Consider the following 12,099-nt stretch of genomic DNA (forward strand, 5'->3'; position numbering starts at 1 on the left):
AGTTAATTCTTATCCCGAGTTCAGGTTAAATTACTTATGTGATAATCGAGAAATATCAATTTTTGGTATTTAGTAGCACAGAGGTAGCACAAGAGAGTATGTGTTAGTAGGTTATTACTAGAGAAGTCTTTAAAAATGGTGGCCCCTCCCTGACTTGAACAGGGGACCTGCCGATTATGAGTCGGATGCTCTAACCAACTGAGCTAAGGGGCCATCTTTACTTTTATTGATTATCCGAGGAAGGTTAATCAAAAGCGGCGAGAAGTATAAGCATTTTTTATTTTGTTGTCACCACTAAAAAGCTAAAAAACCTGAGAAATGAGTCTGATAGATTAATAGTTGAACGATTAGTGGAATATCCTAATCGTTCAACTAAAAATACTCACTTATTTAACTCTTCTTCTAGTAAGAAGTGGAATTAAAATCAGCAATAAATAACCAAATGTGCCGCCACCAGATGATGAACTTGTGGCATTTGGTGTTGCCGGTGTAGGGGTAACCACAGCTGGCGCAACAATTGTTAGTGTGATTGTACTGCTTGTTGATAAGCCTTTTGAGTCAGTTGCTGTAAATGAAAGTACAATTGTGTCTGCTGTTGCTGGTGCAACAAAGCTTGCAGATAAAGTGTCTGCATTGTTCAATGTTACAGCCGTCCCCCCAGTTTGTTGCCAAAGGTAGGTTAGCGGATCATTTTCGGTATCTGATGCAGTTGCCGTTACTGTTACTGTTGCCCCAGTATTTTCCTCTCTGTTTTCGGTAAGCGTAACTGTAGGAGCTGTATTACTATCATCATCTGAAATTGTGACAGTATATTGGGTGTTTGTGCCTAAATTACTGTTTGAAATAGGAGTTAGTGCGATTGAGAAAGTTTCATTTGACTCCTCAACGTCGTCATCAATGATGGCAACACTGATGCTTTTTTCATCTGAGTCGCCATCTGCCCAATTAACGACTCCAGAGGCTGACTCTACATCTTCACCTATGGTCGCTGTGCCTGAGCTTAATAAATACGACACTGATACTGCACCAGTAGAGCTACCTTGGCGTGCCAATGTTATATTTAGGTTACCTTGATTCTCCGGCACTGTAGTTTCAGTTGCCGTAAATGCTAATGTTCCGCTGTTAATTCGTCCATCAACATTGATAGTTAAATAGCTATTGCTATCTAGAGTAGCTGAATTACTTGGTTGACTAAGGCGAACAAAGAAATTTTCTTGAAATTCTTCACCTGTTGCGTCAGCTGCAATATCTATCGAAATTGTTTTACTTGTTGTGTCATTTGCTGGCCAAGTTAATGTTCCTGAAACAGGCGTATAATCGCTATTTTCTTTCGCACTACCAGGTAACAATTGGTAATTAATACTGACCTCTTGGTTTGGGTTGCTGGCACTATTGCGCTCTACGTTAATTGTTAGAGTTTCACCTTGGTTGGCATTAATAGCGTTAGCAGCAAAACCTAGTTTGCCTTGGGCAGACTCATGGGTACGATCTTTTAAAATATATAAGCCACTACCAATATCACTAACTAGAATATTTCCCGATGGTAAATAAGGGTATGTGCCCCATGCACCATTAAAGCGTGCTTCATCGGTGGGAGTGTAAGTATCAAAAAAGCCAGCAGCAACTGGGTTTGCTGGGTCGGTAATATCTAATACGGTTAAGCCACGCTCGTAGTTTGACATATAATAGCGATTACCTCGAACAAAGCCATTATGGTCAATCGCGCGTGTTGGCCCGGTCCATTGTCCAACCTGCACAGGGTTATTGAGGTCTGCAATAGAAAATATACGTACTGTTGAATTTAACCCGCCATCTTTTTCGTCAAATTCGTCGTGTAAAAATATGTGCTGCTTATCTTCAGTACCCCAGCCAGAGTGAACATATTGATTACTTTTGGCAACGTCATTGTATTCACCAGTACCAAGTAAGGTGGTATTGGAAGTATCTGTGATATTCCATAGCTTCATTTCTTTTTCGTTAAAATCAATAAATACAGTACAGCTATCACCAGCGGCATTACATTGATTGTCTTTTCGACTATCAGTGATATTAATAGACGCGCCGTCATGGGTATATCCTGAGCCGAAATAATTGTCAGATATCGCGGTTAATGTATCAGGTGTCTCTAATGAATAACTATGGAATGCACCGCTAAACCTGTTACTTCCGATAAGTTGCAAACTTGGTGTTAAACCCGGTAGTGCAGTATTTAAAGTGTGATCAACATTGCTGATATAGACATTATGCGCCTTGGTTACCACTCTGTTTTTTTCAGCTAGACTTATAGAGTTTGGTAGCTGATTGAGGTTTATAATTGTTACATAATCTGTTGAACTGTCGATTGTGGCATATGCATATGCTTGCCAGGCACCTATATTTGCATCGAAATATTGATACACTTTAATATCACGCCAACTAGAGCCTAGTCCTCGAATAGTGCCAACTTCTTCAGGGTTTTCTGGGTCAGTAACATTTACAACTGCAACGCCGTTATATAATCCTATTAAGGCATATTCGTTGCCTGTATTTAGGTCAACATGTCCCCAAATATCGTTTGCAGAACTAGGGCGGCTAGAGAATGCACCTAATGGCATATGAGCAAGTAAATCAATGTTATTACAGGCAAAGCTACCGGCTAAGCCATTTACACAGTCTAGGCCTGATTGCTTTTCACTTAGCATATGGTAACTGGCAAGTTTGCTTTTCAACGCTTTACTTTCTGGGCTGTTTTCAGCAAAAAGTGATTTACCATCCGCCATAATAACAAAACCTTGTTGGCGTAGTGGCTCTGCCATATCATGAGGGATATTTTTCAGCTCAGTAAGGTTGGTATCAGGACTTTGGCTTTGAAAATGATCAAAGCGATTATAACCACCATAAATAGGCACTAATGCGCTTTTTAAATAAAACAACTCTTCACTTGAAGTAATTGTATATTCGCCAGATGAAACCAGTATTTTGTCACCTTTATTAGCTTGTTGAACAGCGTAAGCAATGCTTTTACAAGGTCTCAGTACTTGATCACACTTCCCAGTATCTTTCCCATTTTCGGCAACAAATCGTGCTTTATCATGCTCTGAGTGGGCAAACACTGCTTGGCTATTAAAAATTGCCGCAACCGTGACAAATATCCATGTTATTCGCAACATCAGATAGTCCTTATGTTAATAAAATGTTATATATGTCAACTGTACAACATTTGAATTGCTTTTTAAATCATTGCTTTTTAGTGGTTGTCGTTTTATCTTTTTTCAAATTTGTGTCTTTATATTGATCGACTTTATCTTGTTGTAGGAACTATGTTAAAAAAATTTATTGCTGCCATTTTATTTTTACTTTTGGCTTATTTTTCATACTTATACTTTTTTACTAGTAATGCTGTTCAGCAAGTGCAGGTCAACCTGTTGTGGCATGAACACCCGATAAGTTGCCAGTCAACATTTGACCCAAAAAATAAAGGTGAAGCTTGGTTTGTGGAACAATTTCAGTTTTTTGTTAGTGATATTGGTGTTGCTACTGAAGACGCCGAATGGCAGTCATTAAGCCTAGTAGATAATGCCTATCAAACGCCAGAAACCGTACTTTTAGGTGTAAATTGTGCAGAACAAGATAAACAGAAAAATGCTGGAAATTGGCGCATCACGTTCGATAATCGCTTGGATATTGCAAAAGTGCAGACGATTCGCTTCACCTTAGGCGTTCCTTTTGCAACTAATCATCTTAACCCTGTTAGTCAATTAAGTCCTTTAAATTTACCGTCAATGTTTTGGGTTTGGCAAACGGGCCATAAGTTTATTCGAGCAGAGCTTGCGTCGGTAAATGAGCAATGGTTATTTCATTTAGGCTCTACCGGTTGTAAAGCGGCAAGTGTCATGCGGGCCCCGAAACAAGCCTGCATTTATCCTAATACGTTTGAATTTGAACTACCTGTAGCTAAACATGATGGTAAAGCTTTAGCATTGAATTTAAATTTAGCTAGCCTATTAGACAATGTTGAATTAACTCAAAGCACTAGCTGTCAGTCTGAGCATGAAAATGAAAACTGTCTGCAGTTGTTTGACAACTTAGCTAGATATAAAAATGGTAATAAGGAGGTAAACTCTGCTGTGTTTAGCGCAGTAACGACTAACAAAATTGCTGAAGGAAGTGAAATTGAATAAGTTAATCAATATTGTTGTTTTTGCTGTTTTAAGCTTTATAGTAGTAGCGTGTGATATCGGTCAAAAAGCCGAAAAAAATTACCAATGGTCACTTATTCAGGGCTTTCCAAAGCCGCAAGTTCCAGTTAACAACCCAATGACTGATGCTAAAGTACTGCTCGGTAAGGTACTTTTCTTTGATAAAAATTTATCTGCAAATAAACAGCAGTCTTGTGAAAGTTGTCATTTGCAACAATTTGCATTTGCAGAAAATAAACGAGTTTCAATTGGTTCGACCGGAGAGTTACACCGAAGAAATGCACCGGCTTTAGTCAATATTGCCTACAATAAAACATTAACTTGGGCCCATGATGGCATAACAACATTAGAGCGACAAATTCTGCTGCCTATGTTTGGAGAGGAGCCAATTGAGCTAGGCATTACTGGGCATGAAGAGGAAGTGCTTGCTCGGTTTACAACTGAGCAGTACCAAGCACTTTTTAACAATGCTTTCCCTGAGCAAGAAATTAGTTTTGAATTAATCGTTAAGGCATTAGCCAGTTATGTTCGTAGTTTAACGTCTTTAAATTCTCCTTTTGATCGTTACGCGTATCTAGGGGATGATTCTGCAATTTCTGAATCAGCTATTCGTGGTATGGCGCTATTTTTCTCTGAACGATTAGAGTGCCATCATTGCCACGGTGGATTCAATTTCACTCAGTCAACAGGGCACGAGCAACAGCTTATAGATAGAAGGCCGTTTCATAATACAGGTTTATATAATGTTAAAGTTGATGGAGAAAGAACCGGTTACCCTCAAGACGATATTGGTTTAGCGGAAATTTCTACATTAGCGAAAGACAATGGTCGTTTTCGAGCGCCAACATTGCGTAACATCGTAAAAACAGCACCTTATATGCATGATGGCAGTGTCGCTACTTTGGAAGAAGTTATTGATATTTATGCTGATGGTGGTCGGGTGATTTTGCAAGGTAAGCATCAAGGTGATGGTCGAGCTAATCCGCTAAAAAGTCAGTTTATAAAAGGCTTTGAACTTACGGTTGAAGAGAAGAACGACTTACTAGCGTTCCTTCATACGTTAACGGATGAAGAGTTTTTAACGACAGCTATACATATGCCTAGTCAGTAGCCATTAATTATTGCTACTGAGATTACTAATAAAGTAGTTAACACTTTAGATAAAAAAACCAGCTTAATTAAGCTGGTTTTTATTTATACAACAAACGTATTGTAATAGTGTATTACTTACTCACCATCTAAGAAGCTTTTCAGTTGCTCTGAACGAGAAGGGTGACGTAATTTACGTAAGGCTTTCGCTTCAATTTGGCGAATACGTTCACGTGTTACATCAAACTGTTTCCCGACTTCTTCAAGTGTATGGTCAGTGTTCATATCAATACCAAAGCGCATTCTTAAAACTTTTGCTTCGCGGGCGGTTAGGCCGGCTAATACTTCGTGAGTTGCATCTTTTAAGTTTTCAGAAGTTGCTGAATCAACAGGTAATTCACCACTACCATCTTCGATAAAGTCACCTAAGTGTGAATCTTCATCATCACCGATCGGTGTTTCCATTGAAATTGGCTCTTTAGCAATTTTCAGTACCTTTCGAATTTTATCTTCAGGCATGATCATGCGTTCTGCTAATTCTTCAGGTGTTGGCTCACGACCCATTTCTTGTAGCATTTGACGTGAGATACGATTAAGTTTGTTAATCGTTTCAATCATGTGTACTGGAATACGTATAGTACGGGCTTGGTCGGCAATTGAACGTGTGATTGCTTGGCGAATCCACCATGTAGCATAAGTTGAAAATTTATAACCACGACGGTATTCAAATTTATCAACGGCTTTCATCAAACCAATGTTACCTTCTTGAATCAAATCTAAGAACTGTAAACCACGGTTGGTGTATTTTTTCGCAATTGAGATAACTAGACGTAAGTTAGCTTCAACCATTTCTTTCTTCGCACGGCGAGCTTTCGCTTCACCGATTGACATACGACGGTTGATGTCTTTAATACCATGAACATTTAGGTAAGTTTCTTCTTCCAACATGTTCAATTTATAAATACAACGCTCAACGTCTAGCTCAATATCAGCCATTCTCTTCGAGTGTGGTTCGCCGGCAGCTTTTTGCGCTTCAAACCAATCTTTCGATGTTTCGTTGCCAGGGAATATTTTGATAAAGGTTGCTTTTGGCATGCCTGCGCCAACAACACAATGCTTCATGATTAAACGTTCTTGTACACGTAAACGATCCATCACGCTGCGCATGTTTTTCACTAAACGATCGAATACTTTTGGTACGATACGGAACTCTTTAAACACTTCAGCTAAAGCATCAATAGCGACTTGTGCATCAGCATGGCCGCGACCTTTGGCATCAATAATTTTATTGGCATGTTCGTAAGCTTCACGTAAGGCGTTGAACTTTTCACGAGCTTCTTCAGGACAAGGACCTGTATCTTCCTCCTCCTCGTCATCCTCATCGCTGGCATCATCGTCTTCGTCTTCTAAGTCTTCTTTAGAAAGCTCCGAACCAATATGAGTTGCTGCCGCTGGAATTTCTTCATCTTCAGCATCAGGGTCTAAAAAGCCAACAACGATATCGCTTAAGCGCACTTCTTCCGCTTCAAAATTATCCCATTGTTCTAGCAAATAATTAATTGCTGGCGGGTATTCAGAAACACTACGTTGCACTTCTTTGATGCCTTCTTCAATACGTTTGGCGATAACAATTTCGCCTTTACGTGTCAGAAGTTCTACTGTGCCCATTTCACGCATATACATACGTACTGGGTCAGTCGTACGACCGATTTCACTTTCAACAGTAGCAAGTGCTTGCGCTGCAGCTTCTGCAGCATCTTCATCAGTGTTTCCTTCACTCATCATTAACGTATCGTTATCCGGCGCGTTTTCAAACACCTGAATACCCATGTCGTTAATCATTCGAATGATGTCTTCAACTTGATCGGAATCGATAATATCCTGAGGGAGATGATCGTTAACTTCTGCAAAAGTTAAATAACCTTGCTCTTTACCTTTGGTTATTAACTCTTTAAGTCTAGATTGTGGGGCTTGATCCATTGACGAGTGTCCACCTATTTATGGCTATCAAAAATACAACAGTAAGCCGGAAATTATAGCGAAAACTTTACTAAATTACCAGCGAAAATCTGTGTCTCTGTTTGTTTAAATATAGTACAACTATATTATTTTTATGCGCTTAGTAAACCGTGTAGTTCTTGCTTCTCGGTTATACTTAAGCCGCCGTTACGTTCTTTTTCCAGTAACTGCTCTGTTCTTTGTTCAATGAAAACATTTAAAAAATTTTCAATTAAATCTAGAAACATACTTTCAGCATTTTCTGGTTCAACATGATGTTCTAAACACATCAACTTCGTTAACTGTTTGCCGGCGTCCTGGCCTCTAAAGTGTTCAATCAATTGCGCACTATTTGCTTTTGAATTTTGTTTACACAGCGCTAATAGCTGGTTAAGTAGCGGGATACCCGGCATATCTAATTGTTGTAAAATAGCGGGATCAGGCAATACTTCTACTATATGGGGATGCTCTAGTAATAATGCAATAGCAAGCCTTACTGGTGTAATTTTCGTTTTGTTTTTTTGTGGTTTGCTATTGTTTTGTTGGCTGAAGTTTTGCTGCAGTTTTTTTAACTGCATTTCATTATTGGCACCAAATTGATTGGCTAATTTGGTCACGATAGCGTCTTTTAAATTACTTTCGGGCAATTTAGCCAAATAAGGTTGAAACGCACCAACAGCGGCGCCTTTTCCTTCGGCAGATGACATATCAAGTTGTGCTAATAAGTGATCAAATAAAAATTGTGATAACGGTGTCGCCTGATCTAATATTGCCTCAAAAGCTGCTTGGCCTTGTTCTCTAATAAGTGAGTCTGGATCTTCACCGTCAGGTAAGAAGACAAATTTCAAGCTATAACCGTCTTGAATCATAGGTAGAGCATTATCCATGGCTCGCCATGCGGCATCACGCCCAGCTCTGTCGCCATCATAACAGCAAATTACCTCTTTCACGGTACGAAATAAGGTTTGTAATTGCTCTGGAGTTGTTGCTGTACCAAGCGATGCGACTGCATAATCAACACCATGTTGGGCGAGCGCTACAACGTCCATATAGCCTTCCACAACAACTAATCGAGATAATTGCTTACTGGCTTGTTTAGCTTCATATAAACCATAGAGTTCATGGCCTTTATGATAAATTCGTGTTTCTGGCGAGTTAAGGTATTTTGGTGTGCCATCACCCAATACCCGACCACCAAAGCCGATAACGCGTCCACGTTTATCTCGTATTGGAAATTGAATTCTGCCTCTGAATCTATCGTACGGCCGGTTTTTGTCCCCTTGAATCGCCATACCTAAATCAACAAGTTGTTGATTAGTTTGGTTATTGCGACCAAATACTTTCATCATGCCATCCCATGCATCACTAATATAACCGATGCCAAATCGTTTGACGATTTCACCACTTAAACCTCGGCCTTTTAAGTAGTTAATGGCGACATCTTTATCTGCTGCTGTTTTCAATTGTTGCTGAAAAAAACGACTGATTTGCAGCATTAATTCGTAATCGTCTTGCTTTTGCAGGTATGTTTTTTGATCTTGCTTTTGCTGTGCGGGCGTACGATTGGACTGCTCGCGCGGTACGTCCATATTGTAATGAGAAGCAAGTTCCTCTACGGCATCTGGGAATTCTAATCGGTCAAATTCCATTAAAAATGAAATTGCATTGCCGTGCTCGCCACAACCAAAACAATGATAAAACTGTTTGTCTGGGCTAACACTAAAAGAGGGGGATTTTTCTGTATGAAATGGGCAACAAGCTTGGTAGTTTTTACCTGCTTTTTTTAATGGCACACGTGAGTCAATTAATTCAACAATATCGGCTCGAGCCAATAAGTCATCAATAAATTGTCTGGGGATCATGCCTGCCATAAGTACCTATACGCTGAAGTAAAGTTCTATTTTACACAAATAAGTGAGGTAACATAGTGGATTTCTTACACTAGTTAAAATAAAACCGCGAGGCCTAAGCTGTCGCGGTTTAGTATCTCTATGAGCAAGTTGCTCAATAGTGTATTTGACTAACTGTTTAAGGCTGTTCTAACTTGACCGCTTACTGCGCCCAGGTCTGCTTTGCCTTGCATTAACGGTTTCAATACCGCCATTACTTTACCCATATCAGCCATTGAGCTAGCACTAGTATCAGTAATTGCTTTTGCTATCAGTTGTTCAATTTCATCTGCGGTTAATGCTTGTGGCAGAAAACGTTCCAGTGCAACAACCTCGGCGGCTTCATTTGCTGCCAGTTCGTCGCGCCCACCTTCACTAAACATTTTGATAGATTCTTTACGTTGCTTAACCATTTTGGTTAACACCGCAATGATGTTCTCATCTGTTGCTTCGGTATTGTGGTCAATTTCTGCCTGTTTTACTGCAGATAATGCCATACGAATGACACCAAGACTAACTTTGTCTTTGGCACGCATGGCGATTTTCATTTCATCTTTAAGCTGGCTAAGTAGACTCATGATTATATTTTCTCTTAAGTTAACTCAGTTGACTTATAAAATACTAAGGTGTCTTAGTACATGCGAACGCGGCGAGCGTTCTCACGAGAAACTTTTTTAGCTGCGCGTTTTACTGCGGCTGCTTTTTTACGCTTACGTTCCCAAGTCGGCTTTTCGTAAGATTCGCGACGACGAACTTCAGAAAGGATACCTGCTTTTTCACATGAACGTTTGAAACGACGTAATGCAACGTCAAATGGTTCGTTTTCTCTAACTTTAATTACTGGCATGTACTGTATTACCTTAGTATATATCTATATAAATCGATGAATGACTTCGGCTAATTGCCTTATCTTCATCCGCTCTATTCAAAAATTGGTGACGTATTCTAATGCGAACGATATAACAAAGTAAAGCAGTAATAGCTTTTTCGCTTGATTATCTACTTGCTAGCGTATTAATCGCTGAAATTTGAAGATAATGGCTAACGGATTTGTATGAAGGGCGAATAGTGGCAGAACTATTTTAATATCTTTAGCGCTATAAATTGAAAGTTTGCGAGCTGCTAGGTAGAATCTCGGCAAAATGAAGGCAGTGTGCGTAATATGAAACGAACTGTCCATACTCGACTTTGAAGTAAGGCTTTTAGGTAAAAACTATGCGAATTTTAGGTATTGAAACCTCCTGTGATGAAACCGGTATTGCAATTTACGATGACGGGCAAGGTGATCTACCTGAAGGAATTGTTGCCCATAGGCTGTATAGCCAAATTGCAGTTCACGCTGATTATGGTGGCGTTGTACCTGAGTTGGCGTCACGAGACCATGTTCGTAAAACTATTCCGCTGATAAAAGAAGTCTTAGCTGATGCGAATTTAACCCCCGCAGATTTAGACGGAGTTGCATACACTGCGGGACCGGGATTAGTGGGGGCATTGTTGGTGGGGTGTTCAATTGGTCGCAGTTTAGCCTATGGTTGGGATTTGCCAGCCGTACCTGTGCATCATATGGAAGGGCATTTATTAGCGCCAATGTTGGAAGAGAATGTGCCAGACTTTCCTTTTGTGGCATTACTCGTTTCAGGTGGCCACACCATGCTTGTGCGTGTTGACGGTATTGGAAAGTATGAATTATTAGGCGAGTCGGTTGATGATGCTGCCGGTGAAGCCTTTGATAAAACCGCAAAGTTATTAGGTCTAGATTACCCAGGTGGCCCTGTATTAGCAAAAATGGCCGAAGCAGGCAGAAAAGGTCGCTATAAGTTTCCTCGCCCGATGACAGATAAACCTGGTTTAAATTTTAGTTTTAGCGGTTTGAAAACATTTGCCGCTAATACCATTCGCAAAGAAGAAAGTGTTGAATTAACCCCAGAGCAAAAAGCACAAACGCACGCGGATATTGCTTATGCATTTCAAGATGCAGTAGTAGATACCTTAGCGATTAAATGTAAGAGAGCATTAAAACAGTGCGGGTTAAATCGCTTGGTTATTGCTGGCGGCGTTAGTGCTAACAGTGTACTTAGAGAAAAGCTTGCTGAGATTACTAAAAAGCTTGGCGGTGAAGTATTCTATCCTAGACCAGAATTTTGTACGGACAATGGTGCGATGATTGCCTATGCAGGGTTGCAGCGCTTGAAGTCAGGTGTTGATAGCGACTTAACTTTTAAGGCTACGCCGCGCTGGCCTCTTGATACATTGCCGCCCGTTTAAAAAAAAGTTGTCGGCGAATAAGAATTAACATGGTTATTTTTTACTAAAAGATATTTTATTTTCAGTCCCTTTGATTAAGCGGATTATATTGTCTTTATGGCGAAATATAATTAGGCCGGAAAGCATTAATACCGGATAGACGTATATCGGTTTTAGTAACCAAGTATAAAGTGGCGCCAATGATACAGTTACAATCGCAGCTAAGCTCGAATAACGTGTTGTTTTAGCCACTAACAGCCAAGTTAAAACTAATAATCCGCCTAAATCTAAACCTATTGGCAACAGAACTCCAAACGCTGTTGCAACAGCTTTGCCACCAGAAAACTGAAAAAATATAGGGTACATGTGGCCCAAGCATGCTGCGACGGCAATTACACCTAAATAAAGCGGTTCTAATCCTAAAAAGTAGCCACCCCAAACGGGAAGAGTGCCTTTTAAAATATCAAAAAATAACACTAGGGCGGCAATAAACTTATTACTAATGCGTAGCACATTCGTTGCGCCTGGGTTATGGGAACCAGCAGTGCGAGGGTCAGGTAAGCGAAACAGTTTACAAAGTAAAATGGCACTAGAAATTGAACCTACTAAGTAAGCCACAATCACCATGAGCAATGTAATTAGTAAACTGCTGATAATACGTCCTTTTTATAATCAAGTGAGTCACTTTAACAGGGCATTAC

The 12,099-nt window shown here is 39.9% G+C and carries 9 protein-coding genes and 1 tRNA gene; 3 read left to right on the forward strand and 7 right to left on the reverse strand.

Translation table 11 applies throughout. The features are described 5' to 3' along the window. Window positions 1-136: 136 nt before the first annotated feature. Together AC27HL_RS07415 and AC27HL_RS07420 are read right to left on the reverse strand one after the other, a co-directional pair. Window positions 137-213, reverse strand: a tRNA-Ile gene (locus tag AC27HL_RS07415). A gap of 173 nt (window positions 214-386) precedes the next feature. After that, window positions 387-3,149 (reverse strand): choice-of-anchor B family protein, encoded by a 2,763-nt coding sequence (locus AC27HL_RS07420; protein ID WP_487080258.1) that lies wholly within the window; start codon window positions 3,147-3,149, stop codon window positions 387-389. 150 nt (window positions 3,150-3,299) lie between these two features. On the opposite strand from AC27HL_RS07420, the gene AC27HL_RS07425 reads away from it, so the two are divergent. Both AC27HL_RS07425 and AC27HL_RS07430 read left to right on the forward strand, forming a co-directional pair. Beyond that, the gene (locus AC27HL_RS07425) at window positions 3,300-4,160 is read left to right on the forward strand and encodes an MbnP family copper-binding protein (protein ID WP_487080260.1); all 861 of its coding nucleotides are present in this window, start codon (window positions 3,300-3,302) and stop codon (window positions 4,158-4,160) included. After that, complete coding sequence (locus tag AC27HL_RS07430; RefSeq protein ID WP_487080262.1) at window positions 4,153-5,289, forward strand: MbnH family di-heme enzyme; 1,137 nt, start codon at window positions 4,153-4,155, stop codon at window positions 5,287-5,289. The genes AC27HL_RS07425 and AC27HL_RS07430 overlap by 8 nt, the downstream gene beginning before the upstream one ends. Window positions 5,290-5,405: 116 nt before the next feature. On the opposite strand, the gene rpoD is transcribed toward AC27HL_RS07430, so the two are convergent. The 4 genes from rpoD to rpsU form a co-directional block, all read right to left on the reverse strand. After that, window positions 5,406-7,247, reverse strand: coding sequence for an RNA polymerase sigma factor RpoD (gene rpoD, locus AC27HL_RS07435; RefSeq protein WP_487080264.1), 1,842 nt, complete (start codon window positions 7,245-7,247; stop codon window positions 5,406-5,408). A gap of 131 nt (window positions 7,248-7,378) precedes the next feature. Beyond that, a complete protein-coding gene (gene dnaG / locus AC27HL_RS07440) occupies window positions 7,379-9,136 on the reverse strand; it encodes a DNA primase (RefSeq protein ID WP_487080266.1) in 1,758 nt (585 codons plus the stop codon). A 149-nt stretch (window positions 9,137-9,285) separates the two neighbouring features. Beyond that, window positions 9,286-9,732, reverse strand: a complete 447-nt coding sequence (locus AC27HL_RS07445; RefSeq protein WP_487080268.1) for a GatB/YqeY domain-containing protein — start codon at window positions 9,730-9,732, stop codon at window positions 9,286-9,288. A 53-nt stretch (window positions 9,733-9,785) separates the two neighbouring features. Then, window positions 9,786-10,001, reverse strand: coding sequence for a 30S ribosomal protein S21 (rpsU, locus tag AC27HL_RS07450; RefSeq protein WP_011045067.1), 216 nt, complete (start codon window positions 9,999-10,001; stop codon window positions 9,786-9,788). 368 nt (window positions 10,002-10,369) lie between these two features. On the opposite strand from rpsU, the gene tsaD reads away from it, so the two are divergent. Then, entirely contained in the window at window positions 10,370-11,419 is a 1,050-nt protein-coding gene (gene tsaD / locus AC27HL_RS07455) for a tRNA (adenosine(37)-N6)-threonylcarbamoyltransferase complex transferase subunit TsaD (RefSeq protein ID WP_487080271.1), read from the forward strand. Between the two features lie 33 nt (window positions 11,420-11,452). On the opposite strand, the gene plsY is transcribed toward tsaD, so the two are convergent. Further along, complete coding sequence (gene plsY / locus AC27HL_RS07460) at window positions 11,453-12,037, reverse strand: glycerol-3-phosphate 1-O-acyltransferase PlsY (protein ID WP_487080750.1); 585 nt, start codon at window positions 12,035-12,037, stop codon at window positions 11,453-11,455. Window positions 12,038-12,099: the final 62 nt, after the last annotated feature.

Source organism: Colwellia aquaemaris (assembly GCF_057548755.1).

Coding starts and splice junctions, on each gene's coding strand:
- AC27HL_RS07420 (WP_487080258.1), bottom strand. CDS start 3,149: ATGTTGCGAATAACATGGATATTTGTCACGGTTGCGGCAATTTTTAAT.
- AC27HL_RS07425 (WP_487080260.1), top strand. CDS start 3,300: ATGTTAAAAAAATTTATTGCTGCCATTTTATTTTTACTTTTGGCTTAT.
- rpoD (WP_487080264.1), bottom strand. CDS start 7,247: ATGGATCAAGCCCCACAATCTAGACTTAAAGAGTTAATAACCAAAGGT.
- dnaG (WP_487080266.1), bottom strand. CDS start 9,136: ATGGCAGGCATGATCCCCAGACAATTTATTGATGACTTATTGGCTCGA.
- AC27HL_RS07445 (WP_487080268.1), bottom strand. CDS start 9,732: ATGAGTCTACTTAGCCAGCTTAAAGATGAAATGAAAATCGCCATGCGT.
- rpsU (WP_011045067.1), bottom strand. CDS start 10,001: ATGCCAGTAATTAAAGTTAGAGAAAACGAACCATTTGACGTTGCATTA.
- tsaD (WP_487080271.1), top strand. CDS start 10,370: ATGCGAATTTTAGGTATTGAAACCTCCTGTGATGAAACCGGTATTGCA.